16 protein-coding genes and 2 tRNA genes are annotated in these 17,600 nt (G+C 71.7%); 15 read left to right on the top strand and 3 right to left on the bottom strand.

The features are described from left to right. Positions 1 to 26 precede the first annotated feature (26 nt). From ASD90_RS12000 to ligD, 3 genes are all read left to right on the top strand, one after another. Positions 27 to 353, top strand: a complete 327-nt coding sequence (locus ASD90_RS12000) for a putative quinol monooxygenase (RefSeq protein ID WP_056756555.1) — start codon at positions 27 to 29, stop codon at positions 351 to 353. Between the two features lie 97 nt (positions 354 to 450). After that, positions 451 to 523, top strand: a tRNA-Gly gene (locus ASD90_RS12005). Positions 524 to 635: 112 nt separating this feature from the next. Continuing rightward, complete coding sequence (gene ligD / locus ASD90_RS12010; protein WP_056756559.1) at positions 636 to 1,610, top strand: non-homologous end-joining DNA ligase; 975 nt, start codon at positions 636 to 638, stop codon at positions 1,608 to 1,610. A 9-nt stretch (positions 1,611 to 1,619) separates the two neighbouring features. Here the strand turns inward: ligD and ASD90_RS23995 are convergent, their stop codons facing one another. Further along, entirely contained in the window at positions 1,620 to 4,100 is a 2,481-nt protein-coding gene (locus ASD90_RS23995; RefSeq protein WP_082588680.1) for a CHAT domain-containing protein, read from the bottom strand. Positions 4,101 to 4,291: 191 nt separating this feature from the next. On the opposite strand from ASD90_RS23995, the gene ASD90_RS12020 reads away from it, so the two are divergent. The 8 genes from ASD90_RS12020 (at position 4,292) to ASD90_RS12055 (ending at position 11,334) form a co-directional block, all read left to right on the top strand. Then, entirely contained in the window at positions 4,292 to 4,774 is a 483-nt protein-coding gene (locus ASD90_RS12020) for a glutathione peroxidase (protein WP_056756562.1), read from the top strand. A gap of 16 nt (positions 4,775 to 4,790) precedes the next feature. Continuing rightward, a complete protein-coding gene (locus ASD90_RS12025; RefSeq protein ID WP_082588681.1) occupies positions 4,791 to 5,843 on the top strand; it encodes a chorismate-binding protein in 1,053 nt (350 codons plus the stop codon). Between the two features lie 52 nt (positions 5,844 to 5,895). Further along, positions 5,896 to 6,741 carry an aminotransferase class IV gene (locus ASD90_RS12030; protein ID WP_056756564.1) on the top strand — a complete coding sequence of 282 codons (846 nt, stop codon included), beginning with the start codon at positions 5,896 to 5,898 and terminating at the stop codon, positions 6,739 to 6,741. Next, the gene (locus ASD90_RS12035) at positions 6,738 to 7,217 is read left to right on the top strand and encodes a TIGR02611 family protein (RefSeq protein WP_056756567.1); all 480 of its coding nucleotides are present in this window, start codon (positions 6,738 to 6,740) and stop codon (positions 7,215 to 7,217) included. Before ASD90_RS12030 ends, ASD90_RS12035 begins: the two co-directional genes overlap by 4 nt. Positions 7,218 to 7,342: 125 nt before the next feature. Then, positions 7,343 to 7,416 (top strand) — tRNA-Val (locus ASD90_RS12040). Positions 7,417 to 7,598: 182 nt separating this feature from the next. Then, positions 7,599 to 9,350, top strand: a complete 1,752-nt coding sequence (locus ASD90_RS12045) for a SulP family inorganic anion transporter (RefSeq protein ID WP_056756569.1) — start codon at positions 7,599 to 7,601, stop codon at positions 9,348 to 9,350. Continuing rightward, on the top strand, positions 9,347 to 10,705 hold the full coding sequence (locus tag ASD90_RS12050) for a diacylglycerol kinase family protein (protein ID WP_056756572.1): 1,359 nt from the start codon (positions 9,347 to 9,349) through the stop codon (positions 10,703 to 10,705). Before ASD90_RS12045 ends, ASD90_RS12050 begins: the two co-directional genes overlap by 4 nt. Continuing rightward, positions 10,702 to 11,334 carry a phosphatase PAP2 family protein gene (locus tag ASD90_RS12055; RefSeq protein WP_200958614.1) on the top strand — a complete coding sequence of 211 codons (633 nt, stop codon included), beginning with the start codon at positions 10,702 to 10,704 and terminating at the stop codon, positions 11,332 to 11,334. The genes ASD90_RS12050 and ASD90_RS12055 overlap by 4 nt, the downstream gene beginning before the upstream one ends. A 25-nt stretch (positions 11,335 to 11,359) precedes the next feature. On the opposite strand, the gene ASD90_RS12060 is transcribed toward ASD90_RS12055, so the two are convergent. Together ASD90_RS12060 and ppk2 are read right to left on the bottom strand one after the other, a co-directional pair. Beyond that, a complete protein-coding gene (locus ASD90_RS12060; RefSeq protein WP_162260203.1) occupies positions 11,360 to 11,962 on the bottom strand; it encodes a phosphatase PAP2 family protein in 603 nt (200 codons plus the stop codon). Between the two features lie 224 nt (positions 11,963 to 12,186). Beyond that, positions 12,187 to 13,047 (bottom strand): polyphosphate kinase 2, encoded by an 861-nt coding sequence (ppk2, locus tag ASD90_RS12065; RefSeq protein WP_056756577.1) that lies wholly within the window; start codon positions 13,045 to 13,047, stop codon positions 12,187 to 12,189. 222 nt (positions 13,048 to 13,269) lie between these two features. Here ppk2 and ASD90_RS12070 point away from each other — a divergent pair, with 222 nt between their 5' ends. Genes ASD90_RS12070 through ASD90_RS12085 form a run of 4 tightly spaced genes read left to right on the top strand, consistent with a single transcriptional unit; the run spans position 13,270 to position 17,591 of the window. Further along, entirely contained in the window at positions 13,270 to 14,997 is a 1,728-nt protein-coding gene (locus ASD90_RS12070) for a SulP family inorganic anion transporter (protein ID WP_056756580.1), read from the top strand. A 53-nt stretch (positions 14,998 to 15,050) separates the two neighbouring features. Continuing rightward, positions 15,051 to 16,676, top strand: coding sequence for a SulP family inorganic anion transporter (locus ASD90_RS12075; RefSeq protein WP_162260204.1), 1,626 nt, complete (start codon positions 15,051 to 15,053; stop codon positions 16,674 to 16,676). 49 nt (positions 16,677 to 16,725) lie between these two features. Next, positions 16,726 to 17,073 carry a hypothetical protein gene (locus ASD90_RS12080; RefSeq protein WP_056756587.1) on the top strand — a complete coding sequence of 116 codons (348 nt, stop codon included), beginning with the start codon at positions 16,726 to 16,728 and terminating at the stop codon, positions 17,071 to 17,073. Further along, positions 17,070 to 17,591: a flavin reductase family protein gene (locus ASD90_RS12085; protein WP_056756589.1), complete on the top strand. Its 522-nt coding sequence runs from the start codon at positions 17,070 to 17,072 to the stop codon at positions 17,589 to 17,591. The genes ASD90_RS12080 and ASD90_RS12085 overlap by 4 nt, the downstream gene beginning before the upstream one ends. Positions 17,592 to 17,600 lie beyond the last annotated feature (9 nt).

Below are 17,600 nucleotides of genomic sequence, written 5' to 3' on the forward strand. Positions count from 1 at the left end.
CACCTCGAGACACCAGGAGTGGTCCCTTGATCTTCATCACCGCGAAGTTCCCCGTGAAGCCCGAGCACGCCGACGACTGGCCGGAGATCTCCCGCGCCTTCACCGAGGCCACCCGAGCCGAGGACGGGTGCCTGTGGTTCGACTGGTCCCGGAGCCTCGACGACCCGACCGAGTACGTCCTCGTCGAGGCCTTCCGCGACGACGCCGCGGGCGGGGCCCACGTGCAGAGCGACCACTTCCGCGAGGCGACCTCGAGCCTGCCCGCGTACCTGGCCGCCACGCCGAAGATCGTCAACACGACGGTCGAGGGCACGCAGTGGTCCGAGCTCGGCGAGATGGCTGTCGGCAAGTAGCCGAACGGCCACTCCGAGAGCGGGTTTCGCACCTGGCCCGACCGTCCGCTATGGTCTACCTCGCACCCACGGAGCCTCGGCTCCGAGGGCCTGGCAGGCGGACGTAGCTCAGTTGGTAGAGCGCAACCTTGCCAAGGTTGAGGTCGCCGGTTCGAGCCCGGTCGTCCGCTCCGCTGGAAGGGCCTGTCGACTCACGTCGACGGGCCCTTCCGCACGTCGAGGGCGTATGCCGCCGGGCCGGTCGGAGCGTCCGGCAGGTCCGCGGTCCGTAGGCTGTCGGCCATGGCTGCGTCGAGCAAGACCCCGCCCGTCGAGATCGAGGTCGGCGACCACATCGTGCGCCTCTCGAGCCCCGACCGCGTCTACTTCTCCGAGCGTGGCGAGACCAAGCGCGACCTCGTCGACTACTACCTCTCCGTCGGCCCGGGGATCGTCAACGCGCTGCGCGAGAGGCCGTGCATGCTGCACCGCTTCCCCAAGGGGGTCGACGGGCCCAAGGTGCACCAGAAGCGGCTGCCTGCCGGGGCCCCGCCCTGGGTCGAGACGGTGCGCCTGCACTTCCCGCGCTACGGCCTGCACGCCGACGAGCTGTGCGTGACGCGCCTCGCCGACGTCATCTGGGCGGTGCAGATGTCGACCGTCGAGTTCCACCCGTGGAACAGCCGGCGCGCCGACACCGAGAGCCCTGACGAGTGGCGCATCGACCTCGACCCGATGCCGGAGTGCGGCTTCGAGAAGGTGCGACGCGCGGCGGCGACGACCCACGAGATCCTCGACGAGCTCGGCGCGGTGGGGTGGCCCAAGACGTCCGGCGGCTCCGGACTGCACGTCTACGTGCGCATCGCGCCCGACTGGGGTTTCAAGGACGTGCGCCGCGGGGCGCTGGCCTTCGCCCGCGAGGTCGAGCGGCGCCTCCCCGATGACGTGACGACGACGTGGTGGCGCAAGGACCGCTCGCCGAAGGACCTCTTCGTCGACTACAACCAGAACGCCCGGGACCACACGATCGCGGCGGCGTACAGCGTCCGGGGCAACCCGCGCGGCACGGTCTCCGCCCCACTCGCCTGGGACGAGATCGCCGATGCCGAGCCGCAGGACTTCACCATCGCGACGATGCCCGAGCGCTTCGCCCGCCTCGGCGACCTGCACGCGGGCATCGACGACGCCGTCTTCGACTTCGGCGCGCTGCTCGAGTGGGCCGACCGCGACGAGCGAGAAGGCAAGGACGTGCCCCCCGAGCCCGACGACGCCTCCTGACCGGGCCGCTCAGTCGCGGGAGATGACGTACGGCGGGGGAGCCTGCGGGTCACCCGCCGTGGGCTTCGGCTCGGTGAGGATCGAGCACGTGCCATCGGTGGGGCAGCCCACGAGACGGTTGCGACCGTCCGGGGTCACGGTGCTCAGCTCGAGCGTGCGCGGCACGGGACTCGTGCGGTAGCCGGACTGCACGACGCTCGACCCTGAGGGGACCCGCACGGCGAAGGCGGGCCGGCCGGTCGAGGTGTCGACGAGCAGCACCTGGCTCTCCTCGGGGCCGGTCGGGGTGCTCCACGCGATCGCGTAGCGTCCGTCGCCGGTGAGGCCCTGGACGTCGAGCCCCCGGCAGTCGAGGTTCCGGGTGGCCTGCGACGGCGTGTCGACCTTGAGCACGGCGAAGCACCCACCGTCGGAACGGCCGACGGCGGTGCGTGTCGAGTCGTTGAACACGACCATCTCCGCCTGCCGCCACTCGGCGGCACGCGACGTCTTCGTGTCCCACCGGAAGGTCGAGCCGCCGTTCGTGAAGAAGACGGCGGACCCGGCGAAGCCCACCACCTCGGCCTCGGGCCCGACGGCCTGCAGCGCCGCGACCTCGGTGCCCTCGTCGTCACGGACGCTGAGGTGCCCGTCGCCGCGGTCGACGTAGGCGAACCGGGTGCCCCGGTTGGCCTCGACGCGGCTGCCGAAGGCGCCGAGGTCCACGAGCGACTCCCCGCCCGTGTCCGTCAGCGACATGCGCACGGTGCCCGCCTGCGACACGGTCACCACCCGGTTGCCGTTCGGCAGCCGCAGCACGTCGATGAGGTCACCCCAGGGCCCGACCTGGCTGCTCCCGGCAGCGCTCAAGTAGTCCCCGCCGACGGCATACGGGAGGACGAGCGCCCCCGTGGGCTGCCCGGTGGTCGGCAGGGTGACCGTGCGGGCACCAGCGACCTCCGACGCGGACGTCGAGGGGGCGCCGGATGCCGGCGTCGTGCCCGATGACGCGATCGGGGGGTCGGTCGGCGGGGAGGGGTTCTGTGCCCGCCAGAGCGCGGTGCCACCGGCGGCCGCGAGGACGACGACGGCGCCCGCCGCGACGAGGAGTGGGACGCGACGCGGCCGGGCCGGAGGGGCAGCCGTGCCGCTGGGTGGCGACGGCGGCGACGGAGGCGACGGCGGATCCGCACCGGGGCCGGTCGGGGGCGGTCGTGTGCCCTCGGGAGCGGTCCCCGGGGCCTCGCCGGGACGCACGCGCTCGAGCAGTGCGGTGACGTCGGCGTAGTCGGGGCGCTCGGCGGCGAGCTGCTCGAGCATCGGGACCGCGGTCAGGGTCGCGTCGGAGGCGAGGGCGCCCTGCGCGGCGTCGTAGAGGGACTGCCACCGCGTCTCGGGCGAGGGCGCGGGCACCGCCCCGGGCGCGAAGGAGAAGGGCTGGCCCCCGCCGGAGCGCAGCAGGACCGCCGTACCCCACTCCGAGGCCTCGTCCGAGGTCGCCATCGCCTTGCGCACCTCGCAGATCGCCGCGTCGATGGGTAGGCCGCGCGTGAGGAAGGAGTAGAACTCGTGGCTGAAGACGAGCGCGGCCCGGTCGGAGATCTCCGTCTGCATCGCGACGACTGCGGGCAGGCCCTGGCGCACGAGGGCCTGGCCGACGCCGGAGAAGGCGTCGCGCCCGGACGACCGGGCACCCTCGCACGCGTTGAGGACGGCGAGCTGCAGGTCCCGGGCGTCGTGCAGCAGCGTGCCGAGCCGGGAGCCGCTCACGCGGTGCGAGGTGCGGTCCTCCCGCTCGAGGACGAGCACGCCCTGCTCGCTCGTGCGGTCCCAGCCCCCGTGCCCGATGAAGTGGAAGACGTGGAACGGGTCGAGCAGGGCCCGCTGCAGCGCCGGTAGCGTCGCCCGGTCGAGCACGACGAGCTCGAGCAGGCCGGCGGCGACGAGGTCGTTGGTCGTCGCCCGCAGCAGCTGCTGCTCCCGCTCGACGGCGAGCTCCGGCATGTCGACCGGGCTGGAGATCATGACGAGGACGCGCAGGGGCGCCTGCACGGTGACCGGTGGGGGAGTGTCGAGCGCGTCGAGGAGCCGGACGACGGGGGTGCGCGTCGAGAGCGTGAGGAAGCGGCCGAGCCCCGTGGAGTAGAGGTACTCCCACGGCACCGCCTCGAGCTCGGGGACCGTGTCGAGCCGCAGTCTCACCCGCACGTCGCGCCCCTGCGTCCGAGCCGCGTCGAGACTCTGACGGAAGGCCGCGCCGACGTCGTCCGCGAAGAGCGCGTCCCCGAGGCGGCCGCCGTAGTCCTTGACGTCGGTGACCCGCGCCGCCGCAGGCACGAGGCGGCGCGTGGCCGCCCGGGGAGGTCCGACGGCGACCATGAACGCCGCGAGCTCGGTCGGCGCGAAGGGCAGCGTGAAGGGCGCGGAGGTGGTCGTCCCGCCCACGCGGACGGCATACCCCTGGTCGCCGTGCTCGATGGTGACGTCGAAGTCGACGTAGTCCTGGGGCACCGGGCACCTCCTCGCGACGAGCGGACGCGGGGGCGACCGGGCGGCTCACCCTCGTCACCAAGAGCGTCCCACCGCCCGGGCTGATACGGCAGCCCACGCTGCCGCGTCACGCTCCGGACGAGCGCCGATTCGTGGTTCGGGCGATCCACGGGTGAGGATCGGAAGGACGCACCACCACCAGAGGAGACACCGTGACCGTCCTGCACGACTTCAAGGCCACCTCCATCGACGGCGGGGAGGTGTCGCTGGGCGAGTACGCCGGTGACGTCGTCCTCGTCGTCAACACCGCGAGCGAGTGCGGCTACACCCCGCAGCTCGGCGGTCTCGAGGAGCTCTACGAGACCTACCGCGCCCAGGGCCTCACGGTCCTCGGCTTCCCGTGCAACCAGTTCGGCGGCCAGGACCCCGGCAGCGACGAGGAGATCGGCGCCTTCTGCCAGAAGAACTACGGCGTCACCTTCCCGATGTTCTCCAAGATCGACGTCAACGGCCCGGACGAGCACCCGGTCTACACGTGGCTCAAGTCCGCGAAGGGCGGCCTGCTCGGCAAGAAGATCAAGTGGAACTTCACCAAGTTCCTCGTCGCCCGCGACGGCACCGTCATCGGCCGGTACTCACCGACGACCGACCCCTCCGACCTCGCCGGTGACATCGAGAAGGCCCTCGCCGGGTAGGCCCTACGATCTGCGGGTGGACCACGCCCGCTTCGCCGACCGGGACGCGCACGGGGTCGTCGACGTCCGCCACGGCCCCGAAGCCCTCGAGGCGATGACGCGCGAGGGCTTCTGGGCCGTCGTGGCCACCTTCGAGGGCGCCGTCACGGCGGTGCGCTTCGCCGAGGTCACCCCGAGCGCGTATGCCGTCGGGCCGGGACCCAGGCCCGCCGCGGGTCCCGCGACGGCGTGGCGGCCGCTCGACCGCCACTGGCACACGTCACTCGACCGGGCGGCATACGTGGGCGCGGTGCGCGAGGTGAGGGAACGCATCGCTGCCGGCACGGTCTACCAGGTCAACGTCTGTCGCGTGCTCAGCCACGAGCTGTCGGCCGACGCCGACCTCGATCGACTCGATGACCTTCTGCGACAAGGCAACCCGGCACCACACGCAGCGCGCGTCCGCTGCGACGCCGCGGGTCTCGACGTCGTCAGCGCGTCGCCGGAGCTCTTCCTCGGGCGTCGGGGCCGGCGTCTCGTGACCCGTCCCATCAAGGGCACCGCGGCGACCGCCGAGCAGATGCTGCCCAAGGACTACGCCGAGAACGTCATGATCGTCGACCTCATGCGCAACGACGTGTCCGGCGTCTGCGAGCCGGGGACCGTCTCGGTCGACGAGCTCTGTGCCGTCGAGGCGCATCCCGGCCTCGTGCACCTCGTCTCCACGGTCAGCGGGCACCTGCGCGACGGCGTCGGCTGGGCCGACGTCTTCGCGGCCGCCTACCCCCCGGGCTCAGTCTCCGGGGCGCCCAAGTCCAGTGCGCTGACCACCATCCGTGACCTCGAGACGGTGGCCCGCGGGCCGTACTGCGGGGCCGTCGGCTGGGTCGACGCCGACGCGCGGGAGGCCGACCTCGCCGTCGGCATCCGCACCTTCTGGGCCGAGCGCGACGACACCGGCCGGCGGTGGCTCCGGTTCGGCACCGGCGCCGGGATCACGTGGCACTCCGACCCCGAGGGGGAGTGGGCCGAGACCGAGCTCAAGGCGGCCCGCCTCATCGGGCTCGCCGCGGGCACTGTGACACCATGAGTGCTCCCGTCGGGCGCCTTCCGGGCGGCCGCCGAGCCCCCAGGAAGGGACCATGAGCACGACCACGCGCGTCTGGGTCAACGGCGACCTCGTCGACCCGACCGGCCCCTCCGTCTCGGCCCTCGACCACTCGGTCACGGTCGGTGACGGCGTCTTCGAGACGGCCAAGATCGCGGCGGGGCGGCCCTTCGCCCTGACCCGCCACCACCGGCGCCTCGAACGCTCCGCGGCCGGGCTCGGGCTGCCGCCGATCGACCTGTCCGTCGTCGACCGGGGTGTCGCCGCGGTCCTCGACGGTCCGACGATCGACTTCGGTCGGCTGCGCTACAGCGTCACCGGTGGTGTCGGGCCGCTCGGGTCCGACCGTGACGACAGCTCCCTGACCTACATCGTCATCGCGGGGCCGCAGCCGCTCCCTCCCGAGAGCGGCAAGCTCACGGTCGTCCCGTGGACGCGCAACGAGCGCTCGGCCGTGGTCGGGCTCAAGACGACGTCGTATGCCGAGAACGTCGTCGCGCTGGCCCGCGCCAAGCAGGAGGGCGCCGTCGAGGCGGTCTTCGGCAACACCCGGGGCGAGCTGTGCGAGTGCACGGGCAGCAACATCTTCGTCGTCGTCGACGCCGTCGTGCTGACGCCTCCGGCCGAGTCGGGGCTGTTGCTCGGCATCACCCGCGAGCTCACGATCGAGTGGGCGCGAGCCGCCGGCATCGAGGTCCGTGAGGAGACGCTGCCGCTCGACGTGCTCCAGAGCGCCGACGAGGTCTTCATCACGAGCTCGACCAAGGACGTCCTGCCGATCCACGCCGTCGACGACCGGACGCTCCCGACCGACCGGCCCGTCACGACCGAGCTGCATCGGGTCTTCCGCAGCAACGCCGAGCGGGACTGCGACCCGTGACCCACGAGGACCACGCGCGCGACGAGGATCGTCCGCCCGTCGACTACTCCGACGCCAACCTCACGCTCGACGCGGCCGAGGACCGCTGGGCCTGGCGTGCGCGGCTGCGGGGCAACCGCGTCACGCACGTCATCTGGCGCACTGCCGTCGGTGTCGTCGGCGGCGTCGTGACGGTCGGCGGCCTCATCATGGTGCCGGCGCCCGGGCCGGGCTGGCTCGTCGTCTTCTTCGGCCTGCTCATCCTCGCCAGCGAGTTCGAGTTCGCGCAGCGGTGGCTCGACTTCGCCAGGCACCACGTCAGCCGCTGGAACGACTGGATCATGGCCCGGGCGATCTGGGTCCGCGGCCTCGTTGCCCTCGGCACCCTGCTCGTCGTGTGGGGCGTCATCTGGGGCTATCTCGCGTGGGCCGGCATCCCGCAGTTCGTGCCGGAGTGGGCCGAGCAGCTGCTGACGCAGGTGCCCGGAGTGGACTGAGGGTCGCCCCGCGGTCGGGGCGACACGTGTCGGCACGGCACCGGAGGGGCGATTACCGCCCCCGCGTCCGCACCGGCTATTGTTTCCCTCCGTCACCCCGACGCCGTGTCGGCACAGGGGTGCCCGGACGTGTAGCTCAGCTGGTTAGAGCGCTCGCTTCACACGCGAGAGGTCAGGGGTTCGAGTCCCTTCACGTCCACCGAACGACGATGGCAGGGCGGGCGGTCCACGCAACGAAGGGTCCGGCGAGCCCGCTGAACAAGGGGACGACACTCCCACCCGCCTGTAGGCTCCACCTGTGAATGCTCTTCAGGGGGGACGAAACCGATCGGGCGCAGGCGGATCCCGCCTCGCCGTGCGCACCCAGATCCTCGGCTGACCGTGGCCGCGCTCGCCGACCGACCTGATGTCGGAGAGCACACGTGGCAGGAGCGCGTCCCGGGTCTGCGTCTGGCGCGCTCCTACGAGCGGTCCTGGCTCCCGAAGGACATCGTCGCCGGCCTGGTCCTCTCTGCGCTGTTGGTGCCGCAGGGAATGGCCTATGCACAGCTTGCCGGGCTGCCGCCCGTCACGGGGTTGTACACCTCGATCCTGTGCCTGATCGGATATGCGGTCTTCGGGCCCTCTCGGGTCCTCGTGCTGGGACCGGACTCGTCGCTGGGTCCCATGATCGCGGCGACGATCCTCCCCCTGCTTCTCGCCGGCGGAGACCCTGCCCGCGCCGTCGCGCTCGCGTCGATGCTGGCGATCATCGTCGGCGTCGTCATGGTGGTCGCGGGGCTGGCGCGGTTCGGCTTCGTCGCTGACCTGCTGTCGAAGCCGACCCAGATCGGCTACATGAACGGACTGGCACTGACGATCATCGTCGGCCAGCTGCCAAAGCTCTTCGGCTTCTCCACCGATGCGAGCGGCCTCGTGGCCGAGGCGAACGCCTTCCTGTCCGGCCTGTTCACGGGCTCGGCCAACCGTACGGCGGCCCTCATCGGCGTCAGCGCCCTGGCCGGCATCCTGCTCCTGAACAGGTTCATCCCCAAGGTCCCGAGCGTGCTCGTGATCGTGGTGCTGACCGCTGTCGTGGTCAAGGTGTTCGACCTTCAGGCCCACGGTGTCGACACGGTCGGTGTTCTCCCACAAGGCCTCCCGATCTTCACGATCCCCCAGGTGGGCTGGGGCGACGTCCCACCCCTCTTCCTCGGGGCGCTGGCCATCGCCGTCGTCGCTCTCGCCGACACGATGTCCACGGCCTCGGCCTTCGCGGCCCGCAAGGGCGAACGCGTCCAGGGAAACCAGGAGATGATCGGCATCGGGGCCGCCAACATCGCCGCTGGAGCCTTCCAGGGCTTTCCGGTCAGCACCAGCGGGTCGCGGACCGCGGTGGCGGAACAGGCCGGCTCACGGTCCCAGGTCACCGGGATCGTCGGCGCCGCGGTGATCGCCGCCGTCCTGCTCTTCGCCAATGCCCTCATGCAGTACGTGCCCCAACCGACGCTCGGGGCCATCGTCATCGCGGCGGCCGTGTCGCTGACCGACGTCGCCGGGACTCGTCGCCTCTGGCTGCAGCGCCGGACGGAGTTCCTCCTGTCCCTCATCGCCCTGCTCGGTGTGGCTCTCCTGGGGGTGCTGCCGGGCATCCTCATCGCGGTCGGTCTGTCCATCCTCAACGTCTTCCGCCGCACCTGGTGGCCGCACCAGGCCGAGCTCGGGCGCGTCGAGGGGGTTGCGGGACTGCACGACACGGAGAGCTACCCGCAGGCCGAGCGGTTGCCCGGGCTGGTCGTCTATCGGTTCGACGCGCCGCTCATCTTCGCCAATGCCCGGCGCTTCGGCGAGACCGTGCGCGCGATGGCCGAGGACGACCCGGCGCTGCGCTGGATCGTGGTCGCCGCTGAGCCGATCACCGACGTCGACACCACGGCCTCGGACATGCTGGAGGAGCTGGACACGTGGCTGAACGAGCGCGGGGTGTCCCTCGTCTTCGCGGAGATGAAGGATCCGGTGCGTGCGAAGATCGAGCGGTACGAGCTGACCCGCACCATCGCCCCTGAGCATTTCCTCCCGACCGTCGACGAGGCGGTCGCAGAGTTCCGGCGCCAGACCGGTGCGAGCTGGCGCTCCCCGAAGGAGCCGACATGACGACGTCCGACCCCGGCGCCAGACGCAGCGCCCTTCGCAGGGTCTCGGCAGCACTCGCGCTGACTGCGTTCGCGGCCGCCTTGCTGTTCCTCGTGGTCGTCTCCATCCGCCGCTGGGACGTCCTGCTGGCCAGCGTGGCGTCGCTCGGGGCGGCGGTGGTGGCCGCGTGGTACGTCGTGTCACGCCGGGGCGCCGTCCGAGCCGCTGCCGCTGCGCTCGGGGCCATCGCCCTCGTCGTCTTCGTCGTGGTGATCCTCGCGAGCCAGAGCGGTCGGGTGCTGGCCGTCGGGCTCGCACTCGCGGCGGTCTCCACCGCAGCAGCCGGCTACGCACTGGCCGCCCCGACCGCGCAGGCCGACGACGCCGAGGCCGCGCCCACGGCGAGGCAGGCGGTCCTCATCATGAACCCGCGGTCCGGCGGGGGGAAGGTCGAGCGGTTCGGCCTCGTCGACCTCTGCAGGCAGCGGGGTGTCGAGCCGTATGTCCTCAAACCCGGCGACGACCTGCGAGAGGTAGCCGAGGCCGCGGTCGCCCGGGGTGCGGATCTGCTGGGGATGGCCGGAGGGGACGGCTCGCTGGCGATCGTCGCCTCGATCGCCAGCCTGCACGGACTGCCCTTCGTCGTCGTGCCCGCGGGGACGCGGAACCACTTCGCGCTCGATCTGGGAATCGACCGCGAGGACGTCCCGGGCGCGCTGGCTGCTTTCGACGACGGCGTCGACACGCGCGTGGACCTGGCCGAGATCAACGGGCGCGTGTTCGTCAACAACGCGTCGATGGGTGTGTACGCCAAGGTCGTGCAGTCGGCGGACTACCGCGACGCGAAGGTGCAGACCGCCTCGGCCCTGCTGCCCGACATGCTGGGACCCGGGGCCAACGCCCTCGACCTGCGCTACATGCTGCCCTCCGGCGCGGAAGCGGTGCCGGGCCAGCTGCTGCTGGTGTCCAACAACCCATACGATCTCGCTCACCTTCGTGGCGGAGGCATGCGAGAGGGCCTCGACGGCGGCGTGCTCGGGGTCGTCTCGCTGCGAGTCGGCTCGGCTGCGGACGCAGAGAAGCTCGCCGCCCTGGAGATGACGGGTCAGGTCCAGCGTTTCTCCGGATGGGACGAATGGACGGCCTCGGAGTTCGAGGTGCACTCGGCCGGGCCCGTGGAGGTCGGCGTCGACGGGGAGGCCCTGGTGCTCGATCCCCCGTTGCGCTTCGCCATCCGACCCGGCGCGGTCACCGTGCGACGTCCACGCGCCGCCCTTCGACGGTCGCGTGCTGCTCGCCCGGCGCCAATCACTGCCAGGTCGACGCTCGCCGCGCTCTGGCAGATCGCGACCGGGCGCGAGGCGGAGGTCGGATGAGCGGTCCGACCCCGCCCGAGCCTGTCGAAGCGCTGCTCGCCGAGCGCCTCGCGGCTCGCGGCTCCCCTCGACTGTCAAGGGTCGTGCGGCTGCTGCGGAGACTGGACACGGCCGACCGCAACACCTATCTGGCCGTGGCAGAGCTGAACACCCCTTGGCTCGACGAGCCGCTACGCCGGGCGTCGGACTTCGCCAACTTCTCCAAACCCTGGCTCCTCGTGGCGGGGGTCCTGGCCGCATTCGGTGGGGAGAGGGGACGCCGTGCCGCTCTCACCGGGGTGGCCGCGATCGGGGTGACGTCCCTGCTGGTCAACCAGCCGATGAAGCTGGCGGCCCGTCGTCGCCCTCGGCGCACCGAGCTGGGCGTTCCCGAGTCCCGGTGGGTGGGCATGCCGTCATCTGCCTCCTTCCCTTCGGGGCACTCCGCGTCAGCGGCGGCATTCTGCGTCGCGACCAGCGCGGTGGTGCCAGAGCTGCGCTGGCCACTGCGAGTGTCTGCGGCAGTCGTGGCGTTCTCGCGCGTGTACACGGGGGTTCACTACCCCGGTGACGTCGTGGTCGGTGCCTCCGTCGGTGCCGGGCTCGGACACCTGGCCTCGACCCTGGGCTCGCGGTTGCGCCACCGATGACCGCAGTTCCAGCGCGAAGCGCCCTTCATCGCGATCCCGGACCGCGGGACTCCGTCACCCGCTCCGTGCTGACCCGCGCCGACGGGTCGACGACGTAGGCGGCGATCAGGCCCACGCCGACCCCGAGGGCGTAGCCGGCAACCACCTCCGTGAGCGTGTGCACCCCGAGCATGAGCCGATCGAGGCCGACGACGAGCGAGACCAGCACTCCGACCACCAGGACGAGTCGGCGACGCGCGCGCTGGCGGAGGAACAGAGCCGACAGCACGCACGCGGTCGTGACGGCCGCGGCGATGTTCGACGCATGGCCGCTCGGCATCGCGCTCGACGCGTACTCGATGATCGGGTGCGCCACCACTGGTCTTCCCAGGTCGACGTAGTGCTTGAGCACGCTGGTCACCAGCGAGGTGCCGGCCATGACCACCACGACGTACGCGGCCGCCCGACCCAGCCTCCTGACCACCAGCACACCGGCCACGACGGCCGTCGCGACCGCGCTGGCCACGGTGCCGAAGGCGTAGGAGATCCCCACCAGCGGGCGCTCGACCCACGGTGAACCGGCACGCCACGCGTCGGGACCGAGCTGCAGGACGTGGTCCCAGCGGTCGAGGATCTCTGGATGACGCAAGGCCAGGGCGCACAGAGCCAAGCAGACCGCGGTGCTCGCCGAGCCCCAGGCCAGGAACAACCGCCGGGTGCGCGTCGTTAACGTGCCTCGGCCCGGTCTCTCGACCGGTGCCGCCCGGTCTGTCTCGCCGACGGTCATCGGGGTGACCTCATGCACGTCGGCTCGGTCGGCCGGCCGCGGACCCGGGCCCCCCACTGCAGTCTCGGGTCGGACAAGGGACGTACTCAGAACGGAGTCGGGATGAAGCGCGGCGGCAGGGCCGGGGCACGGTAGTCGCCCGGCGCCTGACGCTCCGGCAGCTCGACGTCCTTCGACTCCAGCGGCTCGTAGGGCACTTGGCTCAGCAGGTGGCTGATGACGTTCAGCCGGCCGCGCCTCTTGCTGTCCGTGTAGGCGACGTTCCACGGGGCCCACGGGGTGTCGGAGGCTGCGAACATCGCGTCGCGAGCCCGGGAGTAGTCGTACCAGCGGCTGTAGGACTGCAAGTCCATGTCGGAGAGCTTCCACAGCTTGCGCGGGTCATGGATCCTGCTCTCGATCCGGCGGGTCTGCTCGTCGGAACCGACCTCGAGCCAGTACTTGAGCAAGATGATGCCCGAGTCGACGATGGCCTTCTCGACGGCAGGGACCTGCTCCAGAAAGCGGTCGGTCTGGGCGGGCGTGCAGAAGCCCATCACCCGCTCGACCCCGGCTCGGTTGTACCAGCTGCGGTCGAAGATCACGACCTCGCCGGCCGCCGGGAAGTGCTTGATGTACCTCTGGATGTACATCTGTGACTTCTCCCGGTCCGTCGGCGACGGCAACGCGACCACGCGGAAGACCCGCGGGCTCACGCGCTCGACGATGCGCTTGATCGTGCCGCCCTTGCCGGCGGTGTCCCGCCCCTCGAACACGACACACACCTTGGCGCCGGACGCCTTCACCCACTCCTGCATGGCCACGAGCTCCGCCTGCAGCACCGCCAGCTCCGCCTCGTAGGCCTTACGACCCAGCTTCGCCCCGCTCGAGGACGCGTCGCGCTCATTCGCGGCCCGGACAGGCAACACGTCGGCTGGATTCGGCTCCCTGGCCTTCTTCTTGCTCATCGCTGGCCTCCGGCGCTGCGTCATCGCGTCTGGGCTTCATCCGGTCCACGGTCTCGCCTCGCCGCCCTCGTAGGCTACCTCCGATGCCGGCGCGGCGGTCGAGCCTTGGCCAAACCTCGGCGAGCCACCGAGTGTCCGTCCCCGCGGATGGCGTGGTCACCGACGGACAAGTGATCCTCTTCGGGCGATGCGCGTCGTCGTGCGAATCGCTTGGCTGGATCCGTGCAGCCGTTCGACAGGGCCTACAAGGGTCGGGGCGCGTTCGCGTCCGCGACGCGACCGCCGATCACGACGCGGTACGTTCCCTTCGCGCGGTCGCTCGCGTCGTACACGCGGCCGCGGCTGCGCACGGACCTCGTCGCCGGTGTCACGGTCGCGGCGTTGGCGCTCCCGTCGGCGATGGCGTACGCGGAGCTGGCGGGCGTCCCGGTCAGCGCCGGCCTCTACGCCCTGCTGCTCCCGGTGCTGGCCTACGCGGTCCTCGGGTCGGCGCCACGGGTCGTGGTCGGCCCGGAAGGCACCGTGTCGCTGTTGATCGCGACCGTGGTCGCGCCGTTGGCCGTCGGCGGCAGCGCCCAGTACGCCGCGCTGGCCTCGCTGCTCGCGATCATGGTGGGGGTCGTCTTCCTCGCGGCCCGGCTGGCCCGCCTCGGCTGGATCGCCGACTACTTCTCGCAGGCGGTGCTCGTCGGCTACATCACCGGCGTCGCCGTCGTGCTGATCCTCGGCCAGCTCGGCAAGTTGCTGGGCATATCGAGCGACGCGGAGGGGGCCATCCCCGAGACGGTCGACATCGTCGGCCACCTCGGCAGCGCCAACGGCGCCACGGTCCTCGTCGGTCTCGTCTCGTTGGCGCTGCTGGTCGTCGCCGGCCGGATCAGCAAGCGTCTGCCGGGCGCCCTCGCGGTCGTGATCCTGGGCATCGCCGCGTCCTGGGCACTGGACCTCGTCGCCCACGGGGTGTCGGTCACCGGCCCCGTGCCGCAGGGACTGCCGTCGCTCGAGCTGCCGGACGTCTCACGCGCAGACCTCGGCACGCTCGTGGTCGCGGCCCTGGCGGTGTTCCTCGTCGCCTTCTCGGACTCCATCCTCACGGCACGGTCCTTCGCCGCCCGTCACCACGAGATCGTCGACGCCAACCAGGAGCTCCTCGCCTTCGGAGTGGCCCAGATCTCGGCCGGTGTCACGCAGAGCATCCCGGTCGGGACGAGCGGGTCGCGCACCGCGGTCAACGACGACATGGGGGCCACGAGCCAGGTCAGCGGGCTGGCGGCCGCAGGGACGATCGCCGCCATCCTCCTGTTCCTCACCGCGCCGATCGAGTACCTCCCGTCAGCGGTCCTCGGCGCGGTCATCGTGTACGCCGCAGCGAAGCTCATCGACCCGGTGCAGTGGCGCGAGCTGGCTCGCAGCAGCCGGGTCGAGGTCGTCATCGCCGCCATCACGGTCGCGTGCGTCGTGACGATCGGGGTCCTTCAGGCGATCATCGTCGCGGTCCTGCTGTCCGTCGCCGACATCGTCCGTCGGGCGGCTCGACCGGCTGACGCCGTGCTGGGATGGTCCGCCCGCGACGACCGGTACGTGGACGTCGTGGACCAGCCCGACGCGGGCGTCAGTGCGGGTGTGGTCGTCTACCGGATCCAGGACCGGCTGTTCTTTGCCAACGCGCACTACTTCAAGCGCCGGCTGTGGGCCGCCGTGGACGGCGCGCCCAAGCCCGTGCGCCACGTGGTGCTCGACGGCTCGTTCATCAGCGACCTCGACGCCAGCGCGGAGGTCGCGCTGCGCGAGGTGCTCGACGGGCTCCGCGAGCGCAACATCGAGCTCCACGTGGCACGGGCGGCGCAGGAGCTGAGGGAACGTCTGGACTCGGTCGGGCTGCTCGAGGCCATCGGGGCCGACCACTTCCACGGCACGGTGACCGCGGCGGTGCAGGCCTGCACGCCCTAGCGAGCTGGATCTGGACGCTGACGCCACGCGTCGAGTGTGCAATGGTTGGCGGCATGTCCCTGCTGACGGGGTACCGGCGTGAGTGGCTGCGTGGTGACCTGGTCGCAGGGGTGACGGTCACCGCGATCGCGATCCCCGAGTCGCTGGGCTACGCCAGCATCGCGGGGCTGCCGGTGCAGACAGGTCTCTACTGTGCGTTGCTCCCGGCGATCCTCTTCGCCCTCGTGGCCTCGACGAGGCAGCTCGTCGTCGGTGCGGACTCCGCCACCGCGGCGCTCGTGGCCGCCGGCACCGGTGCCGTCGTCGCAGCGGGCTCAGCCGGATACGCCGGCACCGTGGCCGTGCTGGGCCTGCTCACCGCCTGCGTCCTGCTCCTCATGGGCGTCGCGCGCCTCGGCTTCCTCGCGGACCTGATCTCGCAGCCCGTGCTGGCGGGATTCCTGAGCGGGGTCGGTGTCTCGCTCGTCATCGGCAAGCTGCCCGGGATGCTCGGCATCGAGGCGTCCGGCACGACGTGGGACAAGCTCGTCGCCACCGTGACCAACCTCGGTCACGTGAACGCGGCATCCGCCGTGCTCTCCCTGGGCGTCGTGGTCACGATGCTGGTGATGGAGCGGGTCCTGCCCAGGCTCCCCGCAGCGCTCCTGGCGGTCGTGGCCTTCAGCGTGCTCGGGGTCCTCATCGGCGCTCAGGGGCACGGGGTGTCCATGGTCGGCGACGTGCCGGCCGGCCTGCCGAGCCTGACGTTCCCGAGCTTCTCCTCCGATGAGCTCACCCGGCTCGTGGGCAGCGCGGCCGCCATCGCCGTCGTCATCCTGGCGCAGAGCGCTGCGGTGGCCCGCAGCTTCGCCACCAAGAACGGCTACCGCGACGACACCAACCGGGACCTCTACGCGCTCGCCGCCGCCAACACCGGCAGCGCCCTCACCGGTGGCTTCGCGATCAACGGCAGCCCGCCGCGGACGGCAGCAGGTGACGGCGCCGGGAGCCGCAGCCAGCTCGTCAACGTCGTCATGGCACTGGTCATCGGAGTCGTGCTGCTGTTCGCCACCGGACTCTTCGAGTACCTGCCGTCCCCCGTGCTGGACGGTGTCGTGTTCGCCATCGGCGTGGGCCTCGTCAAGGTCGCGCAGCTCCGGGCCATCAAGCGCATCCGGCTGTTCGAGTTCGGCGCCGCGATGCTGGCGCTCGTCGTCGTCGCCTTCGTCGGGGTGGAGCAGGGCATCCTGCTCGCGGTGCTCGTCTCCCTGGTCGACCGGCTCCGGCGCCAGTACCAGCCGCACGACCAGGTCCTGGTCGCGGACGGTGAGGTCGCACCACGGCTGCTCGACCGGGTCGCCCCGGGGAGGCCCATGGACGGCCTCCTCGTCTACCGGTTCGGCACCGGCCTCTTCTTCGAGAACGCGGCCCACTTCGACGTGCGGGTCCGGGAGCTGGTGTCCTCGGCGACCGTCCCGGTGCGGGCGGTCGTGCTGGACGCCGCAGCCATGGACGACATCGACTTCAGCGGGACGGAGGTCCTGCGCCGCCAGGCCGAGGACTTCGCGGCCCGCGACATCCGCCTGTTCGTCGCCGAGCTCTCGTCGGACGCCGAGGGATGCGTCCGGCGGGCCGGACTGGACCAGGTGCTGTCGATCGTCCCGCGTCTCGAGCAGGCCATCGCCGCCGCCTCCTCGTGACCGCACCGTGACGGCGGCGCCGCCGGCCTGCACGCACTAGCGTGGCGGCATGGACGCGACGGTCACCAGCCTCATCATCTATCCCGAGCACGGCGGCCCCGGCCAGGAGCTCGCGTCGGTCGAGATCACGCCGACGGGGCCCGAGGGCAACCGGGCGAAGAAGCACGCCGTCCACCTCGTGTCGGCGACGGACTACGTCGAGTCCCACCCGCGCGCCAACATTGTGCTCGACATCGCGCCAGACCGGCTGGTGTCCTTGGTGGGCAGGGTGATCCGCATCGGCGAGGCCACCCTCGAGGTGACCCGCGCGCCGCACCAGTGCGCCGGCGTCTACGCGGCTGTCGTCGCCCCGGGAGAGGTCGAGCTGGGCAATGCCCTGCTCGTCGCCGACGCATGACGATCCACACCGAGCACCCGTTCGACACCCCTGACGAGGACCGCGACCAGGTCCGGCGCCTCCGGGGACGCGTCGGGGGCACCGTGTCGCTCTGGACGTCCGGAGCGGGCATCGAGCGGGCCGGCCTGACCGTCTCGTCCTACCTCGTCGCCACCGGAGACCCCGGCCGGGTCGTCGGGCTCCTGCACCCCGACGCCGACGTGCTCGACGCGCTCGAGGCCACCGGGACGGCGGTGGTCGCGCTGCTCGGTGCCCGTGACGAGCGCCTCGCCGACGTCTTCGCCGGCGTCATGCCCGCCCCCGGCGGCGCCTTCCGGCTCGCCGAGTGGGAGCAGACCGAGTGGGGGCCACGCGCAACCCACACCACGACGTGGCTGGGCGTGCGCCTCGACCCGGCGAGCCGACACGACGTGGGCTGGTCGGTCCTCGTCGAGGCGACGATCGAGCACGTCGTCGTGGGCGTCGAGGACGCCCCGCTCGTGCACCGGCGCGGTCGCTACCAGCGCGCCACCGAGTGACGGGCGGCT

Source organism: Terrabacter sp. Root181, assembly GCF_001428505.1.
GTDB lineage: Bacteria > Actinomycetota > Actinomycetes > Actinomycetales > Dermatophilaceae > Terrabacter.

Bases quoted from the DNA above. Each gene is read 5' to 3' on its own strand.
- ligD (WP_056756559.1), top strand. From the start codon at position 636: ATGGCTGCGTCGAGCAAGACCCCGCCCGTCGAGATCGAGGTCGGCGAC.
- ASD90_RS12030 (WP_056756564.1), top strand. From the start codon at position 5,896: ATGAGCACGACCACGCGCGTCTGGGTCAACGGCGACCTCGTCGACCCG.
- ASD90_RS12050 (WP_056756572.1), top strand. From the start codon at position 9,347: ATGACGACGTCCGACCCCGGCGCCAGACGCAGCGCCCTTCGCAGGGTC.
- ASD90_RS12055 (WP_200958614.1), top strand. From the start codon at position 10,702: ATGAGCGGTCCGACCCCGCCCGAGCCTGTCGAAGCGCTGCTCGCCGAG.
- ppk2 (WP_056756577.1), bottom strand. From the start codon at position 13,047: ATGAGCAAGAAGAAGGCCAGGGAGCCGAATCCAGCCGACGTGTTGCCT.
- ASD90_RS12075 (WP_162260204.1), top strand. From the start codon at position 15,051: ATGTCCCTGCTGACGGGGTACCGGCGTGAGTGGCTGCGTGGTGACCTG.
- ASD90_RS12080 (WP_056756587.1), top strand. From the start codon at position 16,726: ATGGACGCGACGGTCACCAGCCTCATCATCTATCCCGAGCACGGCGGC.
- ASD90_RS12085 (WP_056756589.1), top strand. From the start codon at position 17,070: ATGACGATCCACACCGAGCACCCGTTCGACACCCCTGACGAGGACCGC.